Annotated in this window: 21 protein-coding genes; 12 read left to right on the top strand and 9 right to left on the bottom strand. The window is 60.0% G+C overall.

Annotated elements, in window-relative coordinates; all coding sequences use genetic code 11:
* Positions 1-80: 80 nt before the first annotated feature.
* The 3 genes from LB558_RS03105 to LB558_RS03115 form a co-directional block, all read right to left on the bottom strand.
* The gene (locus LB558_RS03105) at positions 81-533 is read right to left on the bottom strand and encodes a hypothetical protein (RefSeq protein ID WP_224696150.1); all 453 of its coding nucleotides are present in this window, start codon (positions 531-533) and stop codon (positions 81-83) included.
* A 192-nt stretch (positions 534-725) separates the two neighbouring features.
* On the bottom strand, positions 726-1,580 hold the full coding sequence (locus tag LB558_RS03110) for a 23S rRNA (adenine(2030)-N(6))-methyltransferase RlmJ (protein ID WP_224696151.1): 855 nt from the start codon (positions 1,578-1,580) through the stop codon (positions 726-728).
* Between the two features lie 62 nt (positions 1,581-1,642).
* Positions 1,643-2,248: a hypothetical protein gene (locus tag LB558_RS03115; RefSeq protein ID WP_224696152.1), complete on the bottom strand. Its 606-nt coding sequence runs from the start codon at positions 2,246-2,248 to the stop codon at positions 1,643-1,645.
* A 1,045-nt stretch (positions 2,249-3,293) separates the two neighbouring features.
* Here LB558_RS03115 and LB558_RS03120 point away from each other — a divergent pair.
* Positions 3,294-4,331 carry a UDP-glucuronic acid decarboxylase family protein gene (locus LB558_RS03120; protein WP_224696153.1) on the top strand — a complete coding sequence of 346 codons (1,038 nt, stop codon included), beginning with the start codon at positions 3,294-3,296 and terminating at the stop codon, positions 4,329-4,331.
* Complete coding sequence (gene galE, locus LB558_RS03125; protein ID WP_224696154.1) at positions 4,328-5,407, top strand: UDP-glucose 4-epimerase GalE; 1,080 nt, start codon at positions 4,328-4,330, stop codon at positions 5,405-5,407. Before LB558_RS03120 ends, galE begins: the two co-directional genes overlap by 4 nt.
* A gap of 724 nt (positions 5,408-6,131) precedes the next feature.
* On the opposite strand, the gene LB558_RS03130 is transcribed toward galE, so the two are convergent.
* The gene (locus LB558_RS03130; protein WP_224696155.1) at positions 6,132-6,635 is read right to left on the bottom strand and encodes a DUF995 domain-containing protein; all 504 of its coding nucleotides are present in this window, start codon (positions 6,633-6,635) and stop codon (positions 6,132-6,134) included.
* Between the two features lie 224 nt (positions 6,636-6,859).
* Here LB558_RS03130 and LB558_RS03135 point away from each other — a divergent pair, with 224 nt between their 5' ends.
* Genes LB558_RS03135 through LB558_RS03145 form a run of 3 tightly spaced genes read left to right on the top strand, consistent with a single transcriptional unit; the run spans position 6,860 to position 9,125 of the window.
* Complete coding sequence (locus tag LB558_RS03135) at positions 6,860-7,123, top strand: hypothetical protein (protein WP_224696156.1); 264 nt, start codon at positions 6,860-6,862, stop codon at positions 7,121-7,123.
* Between the two features lie 26 nt (positions 7,124-7,149).
* Complete coding sequence (locus tag LB558_RS03140) at positions 7,150-8,079, top strand: lysylphosphatidylglycerol synthase domain-containing protein (RefSeq protein ID WP_224696157.1); 930 nt, start codon at positions 7,150-7,152, stop codon at positions 8,077-8,079.
* A gap of 44 nt (positions 8,080-8,123) precedes the next feature.
* Positions 8,124-9,125, top strand: coding sequence for a glycosyltransferase family 2 protein (locus tag LB558_RS03145; RefSeq protein WP_224696228.1), 1,002 nt, complete (start codon positions 8,124-8,126; stop codon positions 9,123-9,125).
* Positions 9,126-9,240: 115 nt separating this feature from the next.
* Here LB558_RS03145 and LB558_RS03150 read toward each other — a convergent pair whose 3' ends face one another.
* The 3 genes from LB558_RS03150 to LB558_RS03160 all read right to left on the bottom strand — a co-directional run bounded on the left by LB558_RS03150 (position 9,241) and on the right by LB558_RS03160 (position 14,587).
* The gene (locus LB558_RS03150; protein WP_318011603.1) at positions 9,241-9,657 is read right to left on the bottom strand and encodes a hypothetical protein; all 417 of its coding nucleotides are present in this window, start codon (positions 9,655-9,657) and stop codon (positions 9,241-9,243) included.
* Positions 9,658-10,094: 437 nt separating this feature from the next.
* Positions 10,095-12,536, bottom strand: coding sequence for a sulfatase-like hydrolase/transferase (locus LB558_RS03155; RefSeq protein ID WP_224696159.1), 2,442 nt, complete (start codon positions 12,534-12,536; stop codon positions 10,095-10,097).
* Positions 12,537-12,700: 164 nt separating this feature from the next.
* Entirely contained in the window at positions 12,701-14,587 is a 1,887-nt protein-coding gene (locus tag LB558_RS03160; protein ID WP_224696160.1) for a glycosyltransferase family 2 protein, read from the bottom strand.
* Positions 14,588-15,211: 624 nt separating this feature from the next.
* Here LB558_RS03160 and LB558_RS03165 point away from each other — a divergent pair.
* Both LB558_RS03165 and LB558_RS03170 read left to right on the top strand, forming a co-directional pair.
* The gene (locus tag LB558_RS03165) at positions 15,212-16,135 is read left to right on the top strand and encodes a glycoside hydrolase family 26 protein (RefSeq protein ID WP_224696229.1); all 924 of its coding nucleotides are present in this window, start codon (positions 15,212-15,214) and stop codon (positions 16,133-16,135) included.
* Between the two features lie 177 nt (positions 16,136-16,312).
* Complete coding sequence (locus LB558_RS03170; RefSeq protein WP_224696161.1) at positions 16,313-16,834, top strand: DUF995 domain-containing protein; 522 nt, start codon at positions 16,313-16,315, stop codon at positions 16,832-16,834.
* A gap of 89 nt (positions 16,835-16,923) precedes the next feature.
* On the opposite strand, the gene LB558_RS03175 is transcribed toward LB558_RS03170, so the two are convergent.
* Together LB558_RS03175 and LB558_RS03180 are read right to left on the bottom strand one after the other, a co-directional pair.
* Entirely contained in the window at positions 16,924-17,373 is a 450-nt protein-coding gene (locus LB558_RS03175) for a DNA polymerase III subunit chi (protein ID WP_224696162.1), read from the bottom strand.
* 28 nt (positions 17,374-17,401) lie between these two features.
* Entirely contained in the window at positions 17,402-18,913 is a 1,512-nt protein-coding gene (locus LB558_RS03180) for a leucyl aminopeptidase (RefSeq protein WP_224696230.1), read from the bottom strand.
* A 51-nt stretch (positions 18,914-18,964) separates the two neighbouring features.
* Between LB558_RS03180 and LB558_RS03185 the strand changes: the two genes are divergently transcribed.
* From LB558_RS03185 to LB558_RS03205, 5 genes are all read left to right on the top strand, one after another.
* Entirely contained in the window at positions 18,965-19,279 is a 315-nt protein-coding gene (locus LB558_RS03185; protein ID WP_224696163.1) for a hypothetical protein, read from the top strand.
* Positions 19,266-20,468 carry an LPS export ABC transporter permease LptF gene (lptF, locus tag LB558_RS03190; protein WP_224696164.1) on the top strand — a complete coding sequence of 401 codons (1,203 nt, stop codon included), beginning with the start codon at positions 19,266-19,268 and terminating at the stop codon, positions 20,466-20,468. Before LB558_RS03185 ends, lptF begins: the two co-directional genes overlap by 14 nt.
* A complete protein-coding gene (gene lptG / locus LB558_RS03195; RefSeq protein WP_206517367.1) occupies positions 20,465-21,550 on the top strand; it encodes an LPS export ABC transporter permease LptG in 1,086 nt (361 codons plus the stop codon). The genes lptF and lptG overlap by 4 nt, the downstream gene beginning before the upstream one ends.
* Positions 21,550-23,970 (top strand): LPS-assembly protein LptD, encoded by a 2,421-nt coding sequence (locus LB558_RS03200; protein WP_224696165.1) that lies wholly within the window; start codon positions 21,550-21,552, stop codon positions 23,968-23,970. Before lptG ends, LB558_RS03200 begins: the two co-directional genes overlap by 1 nt.
* Before the next feature lie 90 nt (positions 23,971-24,060).
* Positions 24,061-24,999, top strand: a complete 939-nt coding sequence (locus LB558_RS03205) for a peptidylprolyl isomerase (RefSeq protein ID WP_224696166.1) — start codon at positions 24,061-24,063, stop codon at positions 24,997-24,999.
* Position 25,000: the final 1 nt, after the last annotated feature.

The raw sequence follows: 25,000 nt of genomic DNA on the forward strand, positions 1-25,000 counted from the left end.
CCTGCTGTCAACGCGGCACGAAAAACGCCTGCAGCCGATCAAGCCACAGGCGCGAAAGAGATTGGAAGGGGAAACCGGGTTTAGCGCAGAATGCGGCAGCGGCCGTTGTAGACCATCCAGCGGTCGAAGCCCGAGACGCAGAATTCGACATTGTCGCCGATCGAGGCGAAGCCCTGGCCTTCCTCGATCAGGTACCAGATGGTGCGATCGCGGCCGTCAGACAGGCTGACGGTGGCCCCGCAATAACGGCGACCGATCGGCCAGGTATCGTTGGCCGCCAGATAGCGATGCTGGTGAATGCGCCGGAAATCGGTGATCTGCACATCAGGCAGATGCGGCACGTGATGCACCTGATAGGAAAAGCGGCTGGTGATCTTGTTCAGTACCCAAGGCTGACCGCAGACCCCGCTGTCTTCATCGGAATAGACCGTAAGATCGGCGGCCTGCACGGTCTGGGTGACACCGAAAGGCGCGGCAAGCGGGGTGCAGAGCGAAATCAGGGCGGCAAGGGCGGATTTGGCGAAGCGAGTCATGGCAGCCTCTCAAGGTCGATTGCGCGCACTGTGCGGATTCGCTCGGCGGCGGTCAAGCGGTTGCGTTGACAATGGTTTCCTAGTTTGAAACTGCTTTTTGACCAAAGCCGAATTTGCACGGCACCGGAATGGCTCTGGCACGTTCATGTCCGGATCCAAAAGAGCGCGTCCCGGGTCGTCGATGAGCCCGCCTCAAACCTGCTCGCCGGCCAGCCATTCCAGCGACCAATGCGCTGGCCTTCCCACCGCAAGCAGCCTGTGCAGTGCCGGCAGCAGCGCCCGCAATTCGCCCTCCAGCGTGAAGGGCGGGTTGACGACCACCATGCCGCTGCCGTCGAGGCTGGGCTCCGAAGAGGCCGGCCTGATCTCGAATTCGATGTCGAGCAGCTTCGGGATGCCGGATTGCTTCAGCGCCTTGCGGAAAGCGATGATCGCCTTGCGGTCCTTGAGCGGATACCAGAGCGCGTAGATGCCGCCGGGCCAGCGCTTGTGGGCTCTGACGAGCCCGTCGACGAGGCGTTCGAACTCACCCGCTTCCTCGAATGGCGGATCGATGAGGACCAGGCCGCGCTTTTCCTTCGGCGGCAGATGGGCGCCGAGCGCCAGCCAGCCATCGAGTTCGATGATCCGGGCCTGGAAATCGCCGGCAAAGAACATTCTCAGCCTCGCGGCATCCTTGGGGTGCAGCTCGATCGCCGTCAGCCTGTCCTGTTTGCGCATGAGATGGCGCGCAATCAATGGCGATCCCGGGTATTTCTGAATGCCGCCCTCGGGGTTGAGCGACCGTATTGTCTCCAGATAGGGCGCGAGCAGCGCCGCCACCGGCGCGGCAAACGGGGCATCGATCAGCCTGCCGATGCCGCCTTGCCACTCACCCGTCTTCTGCGCTTCGAGCGACGACAGGTCGTAGCGGCCAATGCCGGCATGGGTGTCGACGACCCGAAACGCCTTGTCCTTCTGCTTCAGATACTCGAGCAAGCGCGTCAGCACGACATGCTTGACGACGTCAGCGAAATTCCCGGCATGATAGGCGTGGCGGTAGTTCATGGTCTTGTGCCGTTATGCATGTCGTTGTCCCAAAACCGCTGCACACTTTTGGGCGACATGCATCAGCCCCTGCCCCAGCGCGGCGGTGGCGGCTGCGAGTTGGGATTTTCCGGCCGGCCGCCACGACTGCGCAAGGTCAGCAAAAATCCGATCAGGCCGATCGCCATCAGCGCGAAGCCGACCGGCCGTGCACGGCTGTCGATCTCGCCGACGCCGGAGCGCAGGATGAGATCGACCGCCCGCATCGGTATGTCGTCGGCATCACCCGGTCCGACGGTGAAGATGTAGGGACCCGGGCTGACGGTCGCGATCACGCCGGCCTCGTCTCGAAAGATCTTGTCGGGCAGTTGCGGGCTGGCCTGGCGAGGATTGTCGGAATGGTTGAACTGCAGCGTCGAGGCGAGCACCGTGCGGCCATTGCTGGCGGCGGTCAGCGTCAGCACCGTGCGCTGCTGCGAAACGATGCGCTCGGCCCTCGCGGTCAGGTCGACCAGCACCCGCACCGGCGCGTCGCGGTCGGAGAGCGGCACCGTCAGCGGCCTGAAGCGGCCCTGCTCATAGACCCGCCAGGTGCCGATCTGATGGCCGGAGAAATTGCTCACCGCCCAGGGATAGACGAGACCGATGCCGGCGCCGGCGAGCAGGATCAGGACAAACAGAAAGCGCATTCACATCACCACATTCCATCGTGACCTTGCCAATAGCGCCCCGACGATCAAAAGGCGATGGCCAGCCGAGTCGCCACCCCAGGCGATCGAGCCAGGCGTGCACAAGCAACAACCCGGTGGCGGCGTGGCCGCGCGCCAATGCGGGGTTCTACCTATGCGCTTAAAATTCGTTGCCGAAATGACCGCTCCTCCACTATGAAATGAATACGCGCACGGGCTTTTCGGCGAAATGGGCCATCGGCGCGCCTTGCGAATCAGAGGCCTTTGATGCGCAAAGATCATGAACAGCGGGCCTCAAAAGAGATGAAGTCAAAATTCGTCTACGTGAATGAATTTGCTTACAAATCCTTATCCCTTGCCCTTCTTCCCACTATAGCCAGCTGCGGCGTGCCTACGATAGGTCAAATCCTATGGTCTGAATATTCGCACCCTGGAATTTATATTTGCACTCCGAGCGGTTTTGGGCAGCAATCTCGTTGCTATCTGAAATTTTCCCATCGTTCTGATCGTTGAATTTCACCTTTCGGCTGGATACAGCCCCATCTCGGCCTGAATTGCGCAACCCCTTATCATGGCGATCCTTGCTGATTCGACGTAGCGAACAGCTTGTGGCGCCGACTGCCAGCGACCGGACCCAATACCCTGATTCAAAATGAGGAACTGTCCTGGACATCTCCTGGTTCAGCTTCGAGGCCGATGCCGGCCCGTGATTAACCATTCGCAAACAGATATGGTTAAGAAATGCCTAATTTAGTTGACTATGATTTCCACAGGTATATTTTCGATGTGTTGGGATGTGCAATTTGGGCGAGCAATCGACGATGGTGACACCGAGCGTGTGATCGCGGTTTCGGGGTGCAGAGAATGCTGAGCGGCAGCACGGAGGTTGTGTAGTCGCCCCAGCTTCGCGAAAGCCAAAGAACAATTGACGCACATCAGTGATGGCGGTTCCGCAGATGCGGAGGTTGCCACGTTCTGAAAAACGTGGCCGGGCGATGCTTTGTCCCGGCCCGGCGGTAGCGTGTGCGGTGCGTATGAGGAAAGCATGAGTAAGCTTGTCAAGGTTCTGAAACTGGAATCCGGCAGCCAAAGGGGCGCCAACCGGAGCCGACGACGCGCCCTTGTCGCCGGAGGAGCGGGATTTCTAGGGTCGCATCTGTGCGAACGTCTTTTGCGGGACGGATACGACGTTGTCGCGCTGGACAATTTCCACACCGGCAAAAGATACAATCTGAATAGCCTCCTGCGTAATCCGCGCTTCAGCTGCATCGAGCACGACATCGTCGATGCATTGCCTTCGGATCTTCAATGCGACGAGATCTACAATCTCGCCTGCCCCGCCTCTCCACCGCACTACCAGGCGGACCCGATCCACACCTTCAAGACAAGCGTGCTTGGATCGCTGAACCTTCTGGAACTCGCGCGACAGAACAAGGCCAAGATATTCCAGGCCTCTACGTCCGAAGTCTATGGCGATCCCTTCGTGCACCCACAGCCCGAGAGCTACTTCGGAAACGTCAACACGCACGGACCGCGTTCCTGCTACGATGAAGGCAAGCGCTCGGCCGAAACCCTGTTCTTCGATTATTCGAGAACCTATGGCCTCGATATCCGCGTCGCCCGCATTTTCAACACCTACGGTTGCCGGATGCAGCCCGACGATGGGCGTGTGGTTTCGAACTTCATCGTCCAGGCGCTGCGCGGCGAGGACCTGACCGTCTATGGCAGCGGCCAGCAGACGCGCTCCTTCTGCTATGCCGACGACCTGATCGAGGGCTTTATCCGGCTGATGAACGCGCCGAGCGCGCCCGCCCATCCGGTCAATCTAGGCAACCCTGCCGAATTCACCATCATGGAACTGGCGACGCTGGTCGTCGATTACACCAACGCCCGATCGAAGATCGTGCATCGGCCGCTGCCCGTCGACGATCCCCGGCAGCGCAAGCCGGACATCTCCTTTGCCAAGGCCAATCTTGGCTGGGAGCCGAAAGTCAGCTTGAGCCAGGGGCTCGCGCGTACCGTCGAATATTTTGATACCCTGCTCTACGGAAGTCACATCGCCAGGGGAGTTGCCGCTTCATGAGCCGGCCGGCAGTCCTGGTGACGGGTGGAGCTGGTTTCATCGGCAGCCACACCTGCAAGCAGCTGGCCACCGCCGGCTACATGCCGGTGGTTTTCGACAATCTGAGCCGCGGCAATGAGAGATCCGTCGGCTGGGGTCCGCTTGTCGTCGGCGATATCCGGGATCGGGATGCACTGCGGCGGGCGATGGAAACGTACCGGCCGACGGCCGTGATCCATTTTGCGGCGCTGGCCTATGTCGGCGAGTCCGTGCGCGACCCGGCCGAATATTATTCGACCAATGTGACAGGCACCATCGCGGTGCTCGATGCCGCACGCGCGAGTTCGATCGAAAATATCATCTTCTCCAGCAGCTGTGCGACCTACGGCGTGCCGGAAGCGTTGCCGGTTCGCGAGACCTCCTCGCAAAATCCGATCAGCCCTTATGGGCGCACCAAGCTGATGGGCGAACAGATCATCGGCGATTATGCATCCGCGTACGGAATGAAATTTGCGATCCTGCGCTATTTCAACGCTTGTGGCGCCGATCCCGACGGCGAGCTTGGCGAGTGGCATTCGCCGGAAACCCATCTGGTTCCCAGAGTGCTCATGGCCGCAGCGGGCATCATCGACGCGATCGAGGTTTTCGGTACCGACTACGACACGTCGGACGGCACCTGCGTAAGGGACTATATCCACGTCACCGATCTGGCCCGCGCCCACCTGCAAGCGCTCATCTATCTCGAGGGTGGCGGGCGAAGTCTTGCGGTCAATCTCGGCACCGGGCGGGGCGTCTCCATCAAGGAGATCGTCAAGGCGGTCGGCCGAATGACGTCGAGGCCGGTTCCGGCAGTGCTCAGGAGCCGACGCCCTGGGGATCCGGCGGAGCTCTACGCCGATCCGGGAAGCGCACGCGAACATCTTGGCTTTGTGCCGGAGCTTTCCGACATCGACACGATTGTCAGGACGGCCGCTCCCTTTTTCGGACTGAAGACCAAGCCAATGAAACTGCCGCCAGCCAGAGCGGCAGCGTCGGTCGTCGCCCGACGGGTCAGAGATAGCGGGGGTGACAGCTCGCGCGCTGGCCAAATCCGCTAGGGCTGCAGATATAAGGCGAGCCGCCGGAGAACGTGCTGCCATCGCCCGGATTGAACGAGATTTTCACCGGCGCCGGCGTGCTGGCTTTGATCTGTTGCGGCGGTGCAAAGGCGTAGGCACTTTCAGTCCCTATTGTGCTTGTCATCTGGATCGGAAGGTCGGCACGGAGCGAGCGCACGGGAAATCTGGCCTGCACGGGCTGGACCGCGGGCTGACTGCGGACCGGGTGGACGATGGGCCTGATAAGGACCGAACCGGTTTCAGTTGCGTCCATACCTTGACAACCTGCCACCATGGAGCCCAGCACCACAGCCGCGGCAATAGATACGACATTTTTGCTTGAGCGAAATACGCTCGCGGAATTTCTCATCCTCTGTCCCTTGCTATCAAGTATAAGCCAAGGGCGCGTTGCGACATACTATACTTGGGCCGCTTTCACGCCGCATGAGTGACCACTCGCACATCATACGTTATATTAGATATCACTAATTATTAAATTTCATCAAAACCGTATGGCAGGCCATCGTCTTGTCGTCTGGCTGATGCAATCGAATGCGACTAGATGCTGAATGCGACTAGATGCTGAATGCGACTAGATGCGACCGGCGCGCAGACCGCGCTTGCCGAACCGCTTAAGCCTTCACCATAAGCGATTCGCGGGTTCGGCGACAGGCGCACGGCAAGAACAGCCAGGCCGCTATCTCAGCGCGGCTGGAAGAAGGGCCTACTTCTTGGCATCGACCAGCTTGCGGGTCTCTTCGAACTGCGCGCCCTTGGTGTCGCCTGCTTCGAATTTCTTGTATTCGTCGGAAGGATCCTCGGGAGATCGCTTGAAACCGTACCATTCCCCGTCCGGATCCTTGCGTTGCTCGATGTTCCGGCCCTGAATGCGATGGCTGTAGCAGGTGCGGTGCGGCTCGCCGGTGTAGCTCTTCGATCGCCAGGCGAGCTCCATGCACATCTTGCCATCCTTGGTCACCAGCCATCTGCCCTCCGCGACGGTTGCCGTGTCCTGCCCCAACGTCCAGGCCCTGAGGTGTCGATCGTCGCGCGCGAAATAAGCTGCTCCGTCCTTCCATATCCATGTGCGGCCTGCATACAGAAGCTGTAGTTCGTAAGCAGTCGGAACAGCGGCGGTACCGGCTTCCGCGGCGCTTTTGTCGTTGGCGGCGGCCGCTTGCGCCGCTCCCGAAACAGCCACCTGGCCGCAGAGAGCCAGGAGCAGCACAAGTTGCTTGAAACTTGCACACCGGCGAGGCCCCTTGCGATGCCGACGGCCGACATCAAGCGGCAGCGATCTGATCAAAGCTGTCGGCATAGCTGGCACTCGCATGTTTATTCAGTCCAGGGCGGCGTCAGCGCTTTGACGGCCACGCGAGCCATTAACAGTCGTGAGAACGGCGGTGTCAACCGTCGCAAAGCATGCGGGCAACAACTATTCGCGACAGCACATTGTCCATCAAGACGGCAACACCGCGATTGCGTATCGGGCTTGTGGATCCGGACAGCCAGCCGAACTATAAATCAGCAGCCATCGATAAAACCGGGCCGTTGTCGGATCGGAAAACAGGCCAATGCCGGAGCTTCAGCGGCCGCCTGAAGTTGCGCGGATGCGCGCTCGCAAGCCAGGCAATGCGGTCGATCGGAAAGGCTTGGGCCGCTACCAATGCCGTGGATTTTGAGATACAGCACGCCGCGGCCGACGGAATCCGATAGCGCAAGCCTGCGCAGGAATTGTTGAATTGTTGAAACGTGCTGCCTCAATAATCGTGAGCCTGGCCCTGCTGGCGTGGGTCGTCAGCGACTCGCGCTGGAAGATGGTGGGCGATGCTTTCGCGAGCATCACGCCCGGCGCCTTCGCGGCGGTAGCGCTTGCGCTGTTCGTCACCTACGTGCTGCGCGCGCTGCGGGTCTGCGACGAGTTCCGCGACGAGGTGCATGGCCGTTTCGGTGCCTGCCTGCGGATCATTCTGATCCACAATGCAATGATCAACGTCGTGCCCTTTCGCGGCGGCGAGACGGCCTTTCCCCTGCTCCTGCGCCAGGTCTTCGGCATACCGATCATGCGCGCCAGCGCCTCGCTGCTGTGGTTCAGGCTGCAGGATGCCTTCGTCGTCGGCGTGCTGGCCCTGGCGGTGTGGCCGGGCCTGCATCCGGCGACAAGGATCGCGGGCGTGGCGGCGGTGGTCGCTGCCGCCTGGTATCTGCCGCGCTGGGCGCGTGCGCCGCATGACTGGGCAGGCCGCGGCAAGATCGTGGCGAAACTCGGCAGGCTGCGCGATGTCTTCACCGAGGCGACCGGCCGATCGCGCTATGGCTGGTGGTGGACGATCGCCAATTGGTCGCTGAAGCTCACCGTACAGGGATGGTTGCTGGCAATGCTGCTGGGGACATCCTTTTCGACTGCCTTTCCAGGCGTCGTCGGGGCCGAGGGCGCCGCCATACTGCCGGTGCAAGGCGTCGCCGGCTTCGGCACCTACGAGGCGGGTGCAGCGGCGGCGCTTCTCACCTCCGGCATTGCCGTGAAGAGCGGCCTTCAGGCAGCGCTGGCACTGCATCTGTTCATCTTCTGCTCGGCAATCGCCACGGGTGCGATCGCCTGGCTGTTTCCCTCGAAATCGACGCTGCCGGGGAACCCGGCCGTCGGCCCTGCAAGGAAACCATCCCTATGAGCGTATTGCCCATCCCTGCTTCGGGACTGCCTGACGGCACGGTGATGCCGGAGCATACACTGTCCATCGTCGTGCCCATGTACAACGAGGCTGAAAACGTCGAACCGCTGCTGGCACGGATTCATCAGGCGATGGAACGCTACGACCAGCCGTGGGAGGTCGTGCTGGTCGATGACGGCAGTACCGACGCGACGGTGAGCGAGATCAGGCGCCTGGCGGCGCATTACGGCCCGCATGTGCATGCGGTCGAACTGGTGCGCAACTACAAGCAAACCGCCGCGATGCAGGCTGGTATCGACGCAGCACGCGGCGACGTCATCGCCACGATCGACGGCGACCTGCAAAACGATCCCTACGACATTCCGCGCATGGTCTACCGCCTGCTGAGCGAGGATCTCGACCTGGTGGTGGGCTGGCGCAAGGATCGCCAGGAAGGATTTTTCATGCGCAGGCTCCCCTCGCGCATTGCCAACGCGCTGATCGCGCGCGTCACCGGGGTGCGCCTCAAGGACTATGGCTGCAGCCTCAAGGTTTATCGCGGCAACGTCATCCGCAGCGTCAAGCTCTATGGCGAGATGCACCGCTTCATCCCGGCATGGCTGGCCACTGTGACGACCCCCAGACGCATCGCGCAGGAGGTGGTGACGCACCATGCCCGCATCCACGGCCACTCCAAATACGGCATTTCGCGCACCTTCAGGGTCGTGCTCGATCTGGTGTTCATGTACTTCTTCATGCGCTATCGCACGCGGCCCGGGCACTTCTTCGGCGGCATCGGCATCGTGCTTGGCGCGCTGGGTTCGCTGATCCTTGCCTACCTGCTTTGCCTGAAGCTGCTTTTCGCCGAAGACATCGGAACACGCCCGATGCTGTTCACCGGCTTTTTCCTGCTCATCGCCGGGGTGCAGATGGTGACGTCGGGCGTGCTGGCTGAAATGCTGGCACGGGTTTATCACGAAGCGAATGGAGCATCGGCCTATGTCGCGCGGCCACAGCCGGCACCCGGCGACAATGACGGCTGGCTCCGCCCGGGCCGGCCATCATGATCTGACCACGTCTGCCAGCGGCTTCCGGATAACGGTCGGAGGGCAAGAGGTAAGCGCAACGTCTGCACCGGCGGACTCTTCAGTCAAATCGCGCCGCCACTTCTAGGTCTGATGGTTAGTAGCGCGAACGGCAGCTGGCGCGCTGGCCGAAACCGCTCGGGCCACAAATCCAAGGCGAATGACCCAGGAACGGGCCGCCATTGCCCGGGCTGTAGGAGACCTTCACCGTCGCCGGCCTGCCGACCCGGTGCGGCCGCACGAAGGCCGCATAGGCCTCCTCCCTCGTACGCGTCACCATGGTCGTGTGTGTGAGCGGCTTGCGGTAAAGAACCTTCTTTCCGACGCGATCGAGCTTCCTGACGTGCTGGACCTTCTTGCCGAAACCTTGATCAACGATCCGTCCGTTGATTGAGCTGGTCTTGGTCGTGTCCATCGCCTGGCAGCCTGACACCATCGAGGCCAATGCGATTGCAGCAACAGCATAGGCATATTTTCTGGCTGTATCGGTCAGATTGTCCATAAACTGTCTCATCATCCGCTCCCTGCCCTGTAATGCAACGTGATTGGAAGCAAAGAATATACTTCGAATCCGTCATTTCTAATTGCTCGTGAGTGGCCGTTTTCCATTCACATCGTTCCATCATATTAGAAGAGACTTATTAAAATTCGTGCAAACGTCATAATGAACGCAGCCTTTCACTCTTCGCTCGAATTTGATGGAAATTCGGTTGTCGGATCAGCTCTGGCAGACGGAGCCTTGCCAAACGGCCATCGGCATACGTGACGTACTCGCGCCTGCGGCAAACAGAAGCCGGCGCTCGGGCTGTTGCGATTTATAAAACGCTCAGCGCCACAACGGCGCCGGCAGGGCGACTGCCCCAAGCTCTCTCCAGCCGACAAAAAGGGGCCGGCGATCCTTATCGCCGGCAGTGGCTGGATGCGGCGGCCCGCTCCAGGGAGCCGATGCCGCTACATGCACCCCTCGACAAATGGACCGCTGACCCACAGCGAGCCGCTGTTGAACATGCTGGTCCCGCTGTCATCGATGAACCCTACAGTCTTGTTGTCGACATGCAGCTTGCTCTTCGGCATCACTCGGCCGTCTATCTTGATATTCTTGATGAAAAGGTTGCGATCGCCAGCCTTGCCCTGTCCCGCCCAGAGGTCGTTGGCATAGCGGAGTTCGATTTTCCGCGGATTGGGCACGGCGCTTAGATTGAAGCGAAATGGTACGGTATGAGCGGACGCTGCCTTCAACTCCGCGACGATCGATCCTGCCGTGATCGCCGTGCTTTCCGTCCCCAGGACGACCGCCTGTCCAACCGGCTTTCCGTCGACAAGCACGTCGAGCCGAGGGGGACCATCGAAACTGGTGCCGGCCGCGTCGATCTCGAGGCTGGCAATCCTGCAACGCGCCACATCTTTCGCCGCATCGGCGATCATATCGGCAACGCGGCGCTTCTGCGACTGTACCCATCCCGCGATCGGCTGCAGGATGGCGGTGCGATCGCCGGTGCCAGCCTTGATGAGGTTGACCTTTTCCGCAGGATCCGTCTTGAGGTCATACGCCTCGATGCTGCCGGTGGTCGCGTTGAAGATGACCTTCCGATCATCTTCGCGGTAGCCGAATTGGAAACCGCTCCAGGGAATGAAGAAGAATGTCTTGTTCGGCCGCTGCTCGCTGAACAAGCTGTGACCCTGCCAGGATTTTGGAAGAGGAAGGCCGAGTATATCGAGGATGGTCGGGGCTATGTCGATAATCCCACCGACAGAATGTGCGACGTCATCATGAAAAAGCTGCTTGTTGATCATGATAAGCGGGATATGGATGTTTTCTTCGTAGAGAGCACTGGCATGGACGTAGTTCCCATGCTCTCCAAACGCTTCGCCGTGGTCGCCGAGTATGACCACAAGCGTCGAATCGAGTTTGCCGGACTGCTTGAGTGAATCGAGGATCTGTCCCAACGCCTGGTCACCGACCTTCAGCGCGTTGAGGTAGGCGTTGAACTTCTCGTCATCTGAATAGCGAACTTTCGAGCTGTCAGAGAGGTGGGGGGTCTCTTTCATCGCCGTAAACAGCGGGCTGTCGATGAGATAGGGGTAATGGGTCATCGCCGTAAACATCACCGCGAAGAAGGGATTTTCGGCATCCTCATTCACCCAGTTGATGACGGATTGAGCGGTACAGAGATCGCTGTTGTAGTCGAAATTCTTCCATTCCTTGGAACTGAGCTTGAATGTGGGAATGTCGCATTTCTGCCCGCGGTAGTCCTGAATGACATCAAGCCCCTTGTTGAGCAGAAACTCATCCACGCGCTGGAACCGTGAATCCGCACTCCAGAAAAATCCGGTGCGAAAGCCGCTCGCGGTCAGAGTGTTGGAGATTGAACTCAGCGGCAGATCCGGATGGCTCGCGGTCATTCCATAGTAAGATATGTCATTGTACATCGAGCTGAACAGCGAGAATATCGAATAGTTTGTAGAGGGAGTATGCGCATATATATTGTCGAAGCGTATCGAGTCACTTGAGTAGCTCTTTATGTTTGGTGTAACAGGATACTTTCCACCAAATGTCTCGACGTATCGGGATGGCACCGATTCCATCATGAAAACCAGCACGTTCTTTATCGGGTTTGGTGATTGCACCTTGAAGCTGGACGTCTCCGCCGGACGTTCCCCAACGCTGGCGACGTCAACGTCCACCCCGGTATTCGCGGCGAAAACGACTGGGGTCGGGCTGAACAGGGCCGATTCAACGAAGTACACGATAGGGTTGGCAACCTTTGCCTCCGGCAGGGCCGTCGCGCGAACATGGTATCCGGTGCCGACCAGTCCAGCACCGACGCACAGGAAAAGCGCCCCCAGCAATACCGCTCGAGCAGTTCCCGCCAGCCGCAGGCACAGCCCTGCTGTTGCGTAGCCCAAGACCAGCGCCAGAACTATGGACAACGACGAGAATGCGAAATCCCTTGGGTTGAGCGCGTCACCTATGGCGTTCTTGGCGTCGGCATTCTGCAGGAAGTCGCCATAGATCAACCACTGGAAAGTGAACGGCTCGCTCAGCATTTTGACGAGATTGATGTTGGCAAAACCCCAACATAGCGAAATCAGGATGGCGAGATAGAAAGTGATGACCACGACGACGCCGAAGAAGCGATTGGCCTTTGCCAGGAAAAGCAGGAGCAGGGCTGCTGCCGTCAGCGACGAAATGAAAATCAGATCATGGTAGCTTGACGCTATTCCGCTGGGGATGGAGGCCAAGCGACCCTGGAGCGTCGATTGGGGATCGATGATGAAGCCGCGGTAGACACCCAGAAGCATCCAGGCGAAAAACCCGGTGCAAGCGATCAGCAGGCCTGCGCGGAGAAAGCGCTTGGGACCTTGTGAACCGGGCTGTGTCTTCAATCCCATCTGACCGTTCCGTGCATAACCGCGAGGACAACCGAAAGAGCAAAGGGCCTGATGCTACGTGCAATCTCAGAGCCGCTGCCATTTTCCGAGTGCCAGGTTCACTCGCTCCCTGGATGTTTTGTCATGGCAATCCCTGAGTTGGCGGGCCGCCAGGCTCTTCCAGACTATCTGACACTTGCCCGATCCCAGGCGGGGTCAAGATGGAATGTGCGGGTTCCGCTCCCGCCACGCCCGGCTCCGGAAACCGGATAGGCCACGCTGACGATGCGCACACTGCCTGCTCCCTGCTGGAGCCCATATATGCCTTCCAGGCCGCGGTCATAAAACGCAGCGCCCGGAACGAAGAGCGCAACGCCAGCGAGCGAGGCCTGCAAGGCGAGTTTCGCGACGTTGCGCCGCAACGAAATTCTGTTTTCCGCCAGGTGCCTGGTGATGATTACGACCACAAGCAGCCCGTAGACGAACGCATTGAAGGCAGCGAACCAGTAGAAGCCGGTGGCATCCGAAGCGCGGTCCACTAGAAGGACCGGCAGCGAAGCTCCGATTGCAAGTGCCACATACGGAACGATGACGCGGGCAGGCAGCAGATTTTTCGGGCCACTGCCCTTGGGGGTAACACGAAAATCCACGAACGACTTGGTCACATAATCACGGATCGACGACAGCGTGCCCGCCAGCACCCACGGCCAACGCGCGAAGAATGAGAACAACATTCCCTCCCAACTGATCGTCTTGGCGGTGAGCGGGCGCGACAGGCCGAAGGCCGTCAGCAACATCACCAGCATAATCAGGGAAATAGAGTTCGGCGCATAGTATAAAAGGAAATCAACATACGTCACATTGGCGAAGCTCTTCCCCGTCAGAAGCGCGTACATAGGCATGACGTACATGACAAGCGAAAACACGGCGAAAAGCGGATACCAGAGCTGGCGAAACAGGAACTGGAATTTCAGCCGTGGCGATAGCTTGGAAAGGTATATGGGCGAGTATTCGAGCATGATCGTCATCAGGCTCCGCGACCACTGGAACTCCTGCGTGACAAGATCGGCAAAGGTTTGCGGGCCGTCGCCATGGGCAATGGCGTCTATGGCATGCACACCGCGCCAACCAGCCGCGATGAACAGCATGGACGTCGAGTGATCTTCGGCCAGTTCCGGGCCAAGGCCGCCGACCTGCTTGAGCGCTGCGGTTCTCACGGCATAGTGCGAGCCGATGCAGAGCGGCGTTCCGTCGCCCGTATGGCCGGACTGCAAGGGTCCGTGGAACATCCCTTCCGGGAACAGCCGGCCGCGTGCCGACCAGCTTTCAGCGGCATTGTTGTCGCATATGCTCGGCGCCGATACATAGCCAACCGCCGGGTCGGCAAAGGCGACCAGGATTTCGCTGAGATAGGTTGGTGTCGGGACGTGGTCCGCATCCATCTGAGCGACGAAGTGGTAGCGCTCATAGCCATAGTGGTCGTAGAAGAACGCCAGGTTTCCCTCTTTGCAGCGCGTCCGGCGGGGCCACACCTTGCGGTGATAATCTTCCCGCCCGCGCCGCGTCGAAATCATGACGTTATGGGCATCGCACCAGGCAATCGTTTCCTCGGACGGGTCCTCGTCGGCCAGCCAGGTATCATGCGGACAGTCCTGCGCCAGCATCGCTTCGAGCGTTCGCGCAACCACCGAAAACGGTTCGGACGCAGCCTTGGTCACCACCATCGCGACCCGCGAACATTCCGGGATCGTGTGAAGCCTGGACGGCTTTTTCATCGCATGCACGTTCAAGAGAAAATACATCGGCATGAACGTCAGCCATACGAGCGTCAATGTCGCCAGCATGTACGGAATGACGTGTTCGATGTGCCCGGGCTGCAGCCACCAGCACCAGAAAAATCCGAATGTTACCGACCAGCAGGCAAGTCCCAGCTTCCAGATCCACTGCTGGGTGCCCGACAGGACGGGCACCAGGAAAGGAGGCTTCTCCGCCCCGTCGCCCAGAAGCGCCCCCTGCCCCCGTTTCGGCATGGTCTTGCCGCTGATGATCCCCACGTCCGCGGAAACACTCATACACTTACCGCCGCCACCCGAGCATCAGCCGAACGACGGCTGACGAGCCTTGAAAACCCGCCCTTAGAATCCACTCAGGTATCTTAGAGTCAACTAAATTAAGTGTTGGTTAACTATACTTCTTGCGAATTGGTTAACTTAACATCTTGAATCGGGAGGGTAATTCCGTGGACGTCTCCCCCGACCAGCACTGCAATCACAGCCGGCAAAAGTTTCAGCGTTGGAGAATCCGTCGAAGGGGCCGAGGCTATCCGAAGGACGACCCGCTCAAGGCAGCGTTAACCATGTTGCGAGCATCATGGTTAAGCAACCATTAATTGCGCTTGACTCTTTGGTCGGTCCGGCTCTTAAATTAGACAGGGATGATATATCGGAATATTGACGCGAATTTGTGAGTATCGCGGCGAAACTCTCTCGACGGCTCCTTCTGTGTTGGCGCCTTGAGAAGTAATTTTGGGTGGGCTCCGTGCGAAGGTTCGCACAACCGCCAATGATCGCTCCGAAATCCCGCAGATTCCCCCAATAGAGCCGATAGGTTTTTGGGTAGCCGCGTCGATCATGTATCGATGCGCACGGGCGAAGCCTTAACTTCCACGAGAAGTCGAGGCCATGGGAGAATATATGATGACAAACTCCGCGGCAAAGGCACTTGCAATCGCACTGGTATTGGGCGGAAGCGCCGCCTTCCCTACTGCGGGAGGGGCCGGCTCCGTAACCGCGACCGACCCCGTTCAGACGAGCAGCGCTGCGTCGGCGTTCGGTTCCTATGATCCCTACGGGGACTTCAGCACCGACAAGAGCGCCAGCATCGAAGAGCTGTTCCTGCCCTGGGAAGACGTCGATCTGTCGACGCTGCCGCTGGCCGACGCTTACGCGCTGCAGCGCGGCCGCTCGCTTCTGATCACGATTGAGCCGTGGACATGGTCCAAGGACTGGCGCATCACCCCGCCCGAATTGCGTGATGGTATTTTGAGCGGCAAATATGACGCCAACATGCAGGCGATCTGCGACCTGGTGGGACAGATGAAGAGCCCGGTGACCATTCGCTGGGCGCAGGAAATGGAGGACAAGAACGGCCGCTTCACCTGGGCCAACTGGGCTCCCAAGGACTGGATTTCCGCTTACAAGCGCGAAGTCGACATCTGCCGCAAGGCTGCCCCCGCCGCCAAGTACATGTGGTCTCCCAAAGGCGAAGAGGGCTTGGAAAAATACTACCCCGGCGACGATTATGTCGACGTCATCGGCCTGTCGGTATTCGGTCTGCAGAAAAAAGATGATGACGAGGCCGGTCGTGACCGCACCTTCGCTGAGTTGCTGAAGCCCGGTTATGACCGCGTTGCAGTGTTCAACAAGCCGATCGTCGTTGCGGAACTCGGCTATGTCGGAAAGCAGGACTATGTCTCGAAGTGGCAGGACGATAGCCGCAAATCCTATGCGGAGTTCCCGGCGCTGACTTCGGTCGTCTACTTCAACCAGAAGGAAGTGTGGCCGTGGCTGGGTGGCTATGGTCTGCCCGACTGGAGGGTGACCCAGCATGTCTTGCCCTAGAGCATGATGCTGAAAATTGAGAAGCGGTTTTTCGGACAAACGGGGCACCATCTGTCCGAGCATCATGCTCCATTTCCTTGATTTAGTGGCGGATGCAGATTTCAGGATTCCACCTGAAATCATCCGGTTCCAGGCGTTCCAATAAACTGGCGTGGCGTAACGGTAGGGGTAGGGGTTGTGAAACGAGTACTGGGCAATTGTATCGGAACGGCACTTGCCTGTTCCATTGGTCTGTTTGCTTTCCAGCCTCCCGCAACGGCCAAGACGGCGACGAAAATCGCCGAACAGGCCATGCGGGCAGAGGTGGTGCCGGACGAAGGCATCTACCAGATGTATCAGAACCGCTCGTGGCTCTGGGATCGGGAGGGTGCTGGATATTTTGCCGTCCAGCGCCGTCAGTTCAGTGCCTGGACCTCGGACAAGGCGCGCAAGCTGGGCTACGGTGACGGCATCTGGTTCATTCCGGGAGGAGGCAAGCTGTGCTTCCGCGCAAAATGGCACGGAGCCGGAGGTGACTCCAACGCTCTTTCCTGTTTCGAACATCGCCAGGCAGGCAGGATTCTCTACCAGCGCCGGGTTCCGGATGGCGAATGGTACGTATTCAGGAGTTCGCACCGCAACCTTGCGGACGCGTTCATGAAATTGAAACAGGGCGACTACGTCAGCCGCAAACAGAGCCGGATCAAGGCAAAGCAGTAGAGACTTTCATCCGCGACAGGTCACTGGTCCAAAAGCGGGTCGACTGAACGGTCAGGCGACCTGCCTCGGTCTCGTTAAGGCGACCTGCTTTACGCCTTGCGCTCCCAGCGGCGATCTGGCGTCTGTTGCCAGTAGGTGACGGCGTGGCCAGCGCTCTTCATCACCTTCCAGTGCCCTCGCGCCGCCTCGAGCTGGGCGGCATCGTGGCCATCGAACAGGAACACCGCGCGCTCGTAGCCGCCAAGGTCAGGCGGCGCCGCGCCGTCGACCAGGAACCTTATCCTGGCATCGTTGGGATTGCCGTCGCCGGTGGTCAACAGAATCGGCTGTTCACCGGGATGAGCCTCACGATCGGTTGCGTGCGCCAGGAACGAATCGTCGCGGAAGGTCCAAAGATGCTGGTCTAGCGCATCGCGGCGTTCCTCGGTGCCTGTCTGCACCACGGCGCGCCAGCCACGGTCGATGCTGCGCTCCAGGAGCCCTGGCAGCGCATCCTCCAGCGTCGATTCGGTCAGGTGGTAGAACAGGACGTCGGCCATCGCTTCAGCCTATAGTGGTTGAACCCGTTCACTGCTCATAATTGTCGCGCACCAGCCGGTCGAGCAGTCTGACGCCGAAACCGGAACCCCAGGACTGGTTGATCTCGTTCGACGGCGCCCCCATCGCCGTGCCGGCAATGTCGAGATGAGCCCATGGCGTGTCCTTGACGAAGCGCTGCAGAAACTGCGCCGCGATGGTGGCGCCGCCAAAACGGCCGCCAATGTTCTTCATGTCGGCGTTCTTGGAATCGATCAGCTTGTCGTATTCGGCGCCGAGCGGCATGCGCCACAGCCGTTCCTGCGTCGCCTGCCCCGCCGCCGCCAACTTTTCGGCCAGTTCGTCATTGTTGGAAAACAGACCGGCATAATGTTGGCCGAGCGCCACCATGATGGCGCCGGTCAGCGTCGCCAGATTGACCATGAATTTCGGCTGGAAGCGGTCGTTGCAGTACCACAACGCATCGGCCAGCACGAGGCGGCCCTCGGCGTCGGTATTGAGCACCTCGATGGTCTGGCCCGACATCGAAGTGACGATATCACCGGGACGCTGGGCATGACCGTCGACGGCATTTTCGACCAGTCCGATGATACCGACGACATTGGTTTTCGCCTTGCGGGCCGCCAGCGCATGCATCAGGCCGGTAACGGCGGCGGCACCGCCCATGTCGCCCTTCATATCCTCCATGCCCGAGGCCGGCTTTATGGAATTCCCGCCGGTGTCGAAAGTGACGCCCTTGCCGACGAAGGCGATCGGGCTGTCCTTCGGCTTGCCGCCGTTCCACTGCATGATCGCCATGCGGGCGCCGCGCGGCGAGCCTTGCGCGACACCGAGCAGCGAGCCCATGCCGAGCTTCTTCATTTCCTTCTCAGCCAATATCTCGACCTTGACTCCTAGTGCTTCGAGTTCCTTGGCGCGGGCAGCGAACTCGACCGGCCCAAGCACGTTTGCCGGTTCGTTGACGAGGTCGCGCGCCAGAAGGACGCCGTCGATCACCGCCTCGGCATCGGCGAAGGCCTTCTTCGCAGCGGCCGGATCGGCGGTGTGGATGGTCACCTTGACCGGCTTCTTCGGCTCCGCCTTGCCGTCGTCCTTGTCCTTCCTGGTCTTGTACTTGTCGAAGGAATAGCTGCGCAGGAGAATGCCCGCGGCAAGGCTTGCCGCGTCCTTCGCGCTCGGCGAGGCGCCGACCACATCGAGGACCACCGCAACCTCGGTCGCCTTGCGGAGCGACGCGGCAACGGTACCGCCAAGCTTCAGCCACGCATATTCGTCCAGTCCCGATACCTTGCCGGTGCCTATCGCCACCAGTCTGTCGAGCGACGCTCCCTGCGGCGCCAGAACTTCCACCGTGCTGGCGAACTTGCCCGTGAACTCAGCCACGGGAAAGGCCCGCTCCAGTGTCTTGCCGGGATCGCCGGCCTTGGCGACGTCGCTCAGGCCGCCCTCATCCGCCGCGAGCACGAAGACCGTGCCCTTCTTGTTTACCGCGCTCTGGGAGCCGGAAAATTTGGCGAAGGCGATCGACGGTCTTTGATTCATCATGTCCTGCTTTCAGGGAATGCGCGACTTTTGGGGAAGCGGTTCGAAACGATGCGCGACATTTGGTCGTTTTCCGGCATTTGGCAAGACTTTGCCGAATTGGCATCCCATATGACCTATGGAATCGATGACGATTCGTCGCGGCACGGCCCCGCTTTTTGCCGCAACCTGTTGTTAACCATCGATGTTCGCCCTTTCTTATCCATTCCCGCCGACACTCCGCCCAGCCGGGGGGGCGTGATATGGGACAGAACCCGGATAGACCATCTGATGAGCCAGTTGTGCAGGCGCTGCCGGACAGCTACCTTGTGCGGTGGCATGATGCCGTTCGAAAAAATCGAGAAAAGCCTTCATGAAGGTCGTTGAACGCTACATCATGCGCCGCGCTTTCGTGGTCTTCATGGCCGCTCTTGTGTGGACGCTGGCGATCGTATGGACGACGCAGGTGCTGGCAAAGATAGATCTGGTCACCGACAGCGGCCAGTCTGCGCTAACCTTCTTCGAAGTCGCCGCCCTCATCCTTCCGTCCATCATCCCGATCGTGGTGCCTTTTGCGCTGGTGGTGGCGGTCGCACAGACACTCAGTGTCATGAATTCGGATTCCGAGCTCGCCGTCGTCAACGCCGCGGGGGCCTCGCGCTGGACGATCGTGCGGCCGATCATGTTGCTGGCGCTCGCCGCCGCCGTTTTTTCCTTTGCCATCGACAACGGCATCGACCCTTACGCACGGCAGAAGAACCGGGCCCTGGTGGCGTCGTCGCGCGCGGATCTGTTGTCGCTGATCATCCAGGAAGGCACCTTCCGCAAGATTGACGACGGGCTGTTCCTGCAGGTCGGCGAACGCCTTCCCAACAATCGGCTGGGCGGCATCTTCGTGGCCGATTCGCGCGAAGAAGGCGTCAACCTCGTCTACTACGCCAAGACCGGCAGCATCGTCGAACGCGGCGGCGAAAAGGTGCTGATGATGAATGACGGCGTCATCCATCGCAAAACGCTGACCGGCGATCTCTCCGTCATCCGCTTCACCTCCTATGCCTTCGACATGTCGGCCTTCATGGCCGCGGCTTCGGCGGTGACGCTCCTACCCAAGGACCAGACGACACAGTACCTTCTCAACCCGGCTGCAAACGACAAGTATTATCAGCAGAACCCCTACGAATACCGGGCCGAAGTCAACCAGCGGTTCTCGGAATGGACCTATTCCATGGTTTTCGCGCTGATTGCGCTTGCGGTCGCCGGGGATGCGCGCTCGCACCGCGAGGCGCGCGTCAATCCGCTGATCACTGCGATCACGATATCGCTGTTCGTGCGTTGGCTGGGCTTTTTTGCCGCCAGCAAGGCGGATGAGATCCCGCAATATGCGTATATGGTCTATGGTGTGCCGATCGTGGCTTCCGCCGTGGCGATTTGGTTCATCGTCTCCAACCGGACACTGGAACTGCCCGTGACCTGGGCGGACTGGATGACAAACTTCGCCACGCGCATCGCTGACAGCTGGAATGCTTTCAAATTGCGTTTGTCCAGGCGCGGCGCATCAGGGCAAGGGGTCGGCTGATGGGCTGGACACTGGGCCGCTATTTCTTCTTCCGCTATGTGACGATCACCGTCTGGTTCTTCATCGGTCTCCTGGCGCTGGTGTTCCTGATCGATTTCACCGAGTTGTCCGGACGCACCACCGGCCTGCCCGGCTTCACCTACGGCACGGCGGTAGCCATTTCCGGCCTCCGTATGCCGATGATCATGCTGCAGACGGTGCCGTTCGTCGGTCTCTTCTCGGCAATGGCGACGCTGGTGTCGCTGAACCGGCGCTACGAACTGGTCATCGCGCGTTCCGCCGGTGTTTCCGCCTGGCAGTTCCTCTTGCCCTGCTGTATCGGAGCCTTGCTGTTCGGCGTCCTGTCGGTTGGCGTTATCAATCCGCTCGCCGCGCACGCATTCTCCTGGTCCGAGCAGATCGAAACCCAGCTGCGTTCCGGCAAATCGAATACGGTCTCGGCCAATGCCACGCCCTGGATCCGGCAGAAAACCAGTTCGGGGGACACCATCATCGGTGCGCGGGCCATCCTGAACCAGGGCCTGGAAATGGCCGATGTCGTATTTTTCATTCTCGACCCGCAAGGCAACATCGTCGAGCGCAAGGACGCCGCCCGTGCCTTCCTGCGCGACGGCTATTGGGAATTGCAGGACGTCAAGACGTTCCAGAACGGCACGATCCAGGCATCGGCAACCGATCGCGTACCGACCAATCTCAAGCCCGAATTCGTGCAAGAGCGGCTGGCGCGCCCCGAAACCATCCCCTTCTACGACCTGCCCGGAAAGATCGAGGTTGCCCGCTCCTTCGGCCTCAAGGCAAATGCCTTTGCCATGCAGTTTGATTCGCTCGTGGCGTTGCCGTTCCTTCTCGTCGCCATGACGCTGATCGCGGCAACGGTTTCAATGCGATTTGCTAGGATGGGACAGTCGGCGACGATGATTCTGGGTGGCATCATCGCTGGCTTTCTGCTTTATGTCGTTTCGGTGCTGGTGAAGGCATTCGGCGTGGCGGGATTCGTGCCGACTGTCGTAGCCGCCTGGGTACCGGTCATGGTGGCCATGTTCTTCGGGGTGACTTTCCTGCTATACAAGGAAGACGGCTAGTGAGGGAGGCGTTTTTGCCCAGCAACAGGCAGGCCGGTTTGGCGCGCCTCTATGCGGCGACCGCCTTGGCGTGCGTGCTTGCCTACGCCGTTCCGGCACCGGCGCTTGCGCAGGATGTCGGCGACATGGCGACATCGGTTCCGGCCGGCTCGCAAATGCTGCTGGCCGCCGATACGCTGGTCTATAACAACGACAATCAGACGGTGACCGCCGTTGGCGGCGTGCAGATCGACTACGGTGGCAATCGCCTTGTCGCCCAGCGGGTCGAGTACAACCGCAACACCAAGCGGATGGTGGCGAGCGGCAACGTCGAAGTCATCAACAGCGACGGCACCAAGATCAATTCGCAGCATATCGACATCACCGATGACTTCGCCGACGGCTTCGTCAACGCGTTGCGGGTCGAGACCATCGACAAGGCCTATTTCGCCGCCGAAAGCGCCGAACGCATGGGCGGCGTGCTGACCACCTTCCACAATGGCGTCTACACCGCCTGCGAGCCGTGCGAGGATAAGCCGGACAAAGCGCCGACCTGGCGCGTCAAGGCCAAGAAGATCATCTGGAACGGCGAGAAGAAGACGGTTCGCTTCGAGAATGCGAATTTCGAGTTCTTCGGTTTTCCGCTTGCCTATCTGCCTGCATTCGAAATTGCCGACCCGACGGTGAAGCGCAAGAGCGGCTTCCTGATCCCGAGCATCATCTACAAGAGCGATCTCGGCGTCGGCGTGAAAGTCCCCTATTACCTCGCATTGGCGCCGACCTACGACCTGACCGTCACCGGCACCGGCTATACCAGGCAGGGTTTCCTCGGTGAGGCCGAGTGGCGTCAGCGCTTCAACAATGGCGAGTACAGCTTGAAGATCGCCGGGATACACCAGCAGAATCCCGACGCCTTCCTCGACACCACTGCCTTCCCCTCCAGCTCTGGCCACAACGTCAACTCGGGCAGCGCCGGCGACCCCAACAAATTCCGCGGCATGATGGGTACCCAAGGGCAGTTCGCCATCAACTCACGCTGGAACTTCGGCTGGGACGTGCTGCTGCAGACCGACAAGAACTTTTCGAACACCTACGGCATCGACAAGTACAATAGCAGCGTCCACCAGTCGTCGGTCTACTTGACGGGTCTCAACGGCCGCAACTATTTCGACGTGCGCGCCATGCATTTCGATGTGCAGGAAGATACGCCTGACGACAACGCCTCCGCGCGAAGCGGACAACAGCCCTGGGTGCTGCCGTCGCTCGACTACGCCTATATTCCTGATGCGTCGGTGGCCGGCGGCCAACTGTCGCTCAATGTCAACGCGCGTGTCATCCGCCGCGACGAGCTCGATGACACGTTCTCCACCCCCACACAGCGTGTCCCCGGTATCGAAGGCGAATCAGGCCGTCTCACCGCCGAGGCCGAGTGGAAGCGGAGCTTCGTCACCGAAGGCGGGCTGGTGCTGACACCATTGCTCGCGCTCCAGGGCGACGGCGACTATCTCAACGCGTCGTCGGCTTCGCTAGACGCCGTCAACCAGATGGGGACAAATCTGGGCGAGCAGGCCGATATGCGCTCGTCATTTGCCCGTTACATGGCAACCGCAGGCCTCGAGATGCGTTGGCCGGTGCTGTTCTCCATGGCCAGCGGATCCAGCCATGTCATCGAACCGATGGCACAGGTCTTTATGCGTCCGAACGAGCAATATGTCGGCGGCCTCTCAGTGCCCAACGAAGACGCCCAAAGCATGGTCTTCGATGCGACTACCTTGTTCGAACGCGACAAATTCTCCGGTTACGACCGCGTTGAAGGCGGTTCGCGGGCCAATGTCGGCCTCCGCTATTCCGGCTCGTACAACAATGGCTGGGGCACCAATGCCATTTTCGGCCAATCCTACCAGATTGGCGGCGAGAACTCGTTCGCCGCGCCGGATCTGGTCAATGTCGGTGCCTATTCCGGTCTCGACACGGCCAAGTCCGACTATGTCGGCCTGTTCGGCATCAACAGCCCCAACGGCTTTGCGGCCTCGGTCAGTGGCCGTTTCGACGAACAGAGCTTCGAAATCCGCCGCGCCGAGGTGAAGGCCGCCTATTCCGGCCTGCCTGTGTCGCTGAGCGCCAAATACGCCTTCATCCAGGCTCAGCCACTGTACGGCTTCACCACCGACCGCCACGAGGTCACGCTTGGTGCATCGACGCATCTCGCCGAAAACTGGCGCGTCTTCGGCACGGGAACCTACGACCTGCAGCAAAGCCTGCTGGTCAAGGACGGTGTGGGCTTCGCCTACAATGATTCCTGCTTCACTTATCTGATGACCTACTCGCAGTCGCGCGATCTGAACACCAGGGAGGTGTCGCAGACCATCGGCTTCAATCTGTCGTTCCGCACCCTCGGCGATTTCGGCTCGTCGACCAGTGCCATCGACACGATCCAGTAACAATCGGCGACATCGTTTCGCCGCATAGGGCTGGCACGGATTTCTCGCACCTGGAAAGATGAAATTGGGCGGGACCGGGATAGAATTGGGATGCCAACGATGAGGAAATACCTCTTTTCAGCAGGTTTCGCGTTGCTCGTGGCGGCGACGTCCGTGTCGATGACCGCAATGACGCCACCGGCTTTCGCCAGCGAGATCAAATACGTCGTCAACGACATTCCGGTCACCACCGGCGACATCGCCCATCGCGCCGCCTTCCTGAAGCTGCAACGCAAGAAGGGCGATGCCGGCCAAGAAATGATCGACCAGACGCTGCGTATGGCCGAGGCCAAGCGGCTTGGTATCCGCATCAGCGAGGCGCAGGTCGATGCCGCGTATCAGCGCTTTGCCTCGAGCAACAAGATGCAGCTCAGCCAACTCGACGGCGTCATGGAGAAGTCGGGCGTCGGCAAGAGCCACTTCAAGGAATTCATCCGCGCCCAGATGGCCTGGAACCAGGCCTTGAGCGCGCGCTATCGTTCCGGCGACGGTACCGGTGCCGTCAGCGAACAGGATCTCGTCAGGAAGATGCTCGAAAAAGGCGGCACCAAACCGAGCGCCACCGAATACATGCTGCAGCAAGTCATCTTCGTGGTGCCGGCGGCTGAACGTAGCGCGACGCTGGGCAAACGCAAGCGCGAGGCCGACGCCATGCGCGCCCGGTTCAACGGCTGCAACACGACGCGCGAATTCGCCAAGGGCTTGATCGACGTCACCGTTCGCGATCTGGGCCGGGTGCTCGCGCCGCAACTGCCGCCGGACTGGGCCGAGCAGATCAAGGCTACCAAGGTCGGCGGTGCCACCGTCACGCGCGAAACCGAGCGCGGCGTCGAATTCATCGGCATCTGCTCGTCGCGCGAAGTGTCCGACGACAAGGTTGCCCAGATGGCGTTCCAGGCCGAAGGCTCCGGCGGCGACAAGGATGCCGACGCGCTCAGCAAGAAATATGTCGACGAGCTGAAGGCAAAAGCCCGCATCGTCAAGCGCTGAC

The sequence above is a fragment of the Mesorhizobium sp. CO1-1-8 genome (assembly GCF_020164875.1).
Classification (GTDB): domain Bacteria; phylum Pseudomonadota; class Alphaproteobacteria; order Rhizobiales; family Rhizobiaceae; genus Mesorhizobium.

What these genes read in the sequence shown, in the direction of transcription:
- LB558_RS03105 (WP_224696150.1), bottom strand. Translation starts at nt 533, where the DNA reads ATGACTCGCTTCGCCAAATCCGCCCTTGCCGCCCTGATTTCGCTCTGC.
- LB558_RS03205 (WP_224696166.1), top strand. Translation starts at nt 24,061, where the DNA reads ATGCCAACGATGAGGAAATACCTCTTTTCAGCAGGTTTCGCGTTGCTC.
- LB558_RS03115 (WP_224696152.1), bottom strand. Translation starts at nt 2,248, where the DNA reads ATGCGCTTTCTGTTTGTCCTGATCCTGCTCGCCGGCGCCGGCATCGGT.
- LB558_RS03180 (WP_224696230.1), bottom strand. Translation starts at nt 18,913, where the DNA reads ATGAATCAAAGACCGTCGATCGCCTTCGCCAAATTTTCCGGCTCCCAG.
- LB558_RS03145 (WP_224696228.1), top strand. Translation starts at nt 8,124, where the DNA reads ATGCCGGAGCATACACTGTCCATCGTCGTGCCCATGTACAACGAGGCT.
- LB558_RS03165 (WP_224696229.1), top strand. Translation starts at nt 15,212, where the DNA reads ATGACAAACTCCGCGGCAAAGGCACTTGCAATCGCACTGGTATTGGGC.
- LB558_RS03185 (WP_224696163.1), top strand. Translation starts at nt 18,965, where the DNA reads ATGCGCGACATTTGGTCGTTTTCCGGCATTTGGCAAGACTTTGCCGAA.
- LB558_RS03120 (WP_224696153.1), top strand. Translation starts at nt 3,294, where the DNA reads ATGAGTAAGCTTGTCAAGGTTCTGAAACTGGAATCCGGCAGCCAAAGG.
- lptF (WP_224696164.1), top strand. Translation starts at nt 19,266, where the DNA reads ATGAAGGTCGTTGAACGCTACATCATGCGCCGCGCTTTCGTGGTCTTC.
- LB558_RS03155 (WP_224696159.1), bottom strand. Translation starts at nt 12,536, where the DNA reads ATGGGATTGAAGACACAGCCCGGTTCACAAGGTCCCAAGCGCTTTCTC.
- galE (WP_224696154.1), top strand. Translation starts at nt 4,328, where the DNA reads ATGAGCCGGCCGGCAGTCCTGGTGACGGGTGGAGCTGGTTTCATCGGC.
- LB558_RS03150 (WP_318011603.1), bottom strand. Translation starts at nt 9,657, where the DNA reads ATGAGACAGTTTATGGACAATCTGACCGATACAGCCAGAAAATATGCC.
- LB558_RS03175 (WP_224696162.1), bottom strand. Translation starts at nt 17,373, where the DNA reads ATGGCCGACGTCCTGTTCTACCACCTGACCGAATCGACGCTGGAGGAT.
- LB558_RS03110 (WP_224696151.1), bottom strand. Translation starts at nt 1,580, where the DNA reads ATGAACTACCGCCACGCCTATCATGCCGGGAATTTCGCTGACGTCGTC.
- LB558_RS03160 (WP_224696160.1), bottom strand. Translation starts at nt 14,587, where the DNA reads ATGAGTGTTTCCGCGGACGTGGGGATCATCAGCGGCAAGACCATGCCG.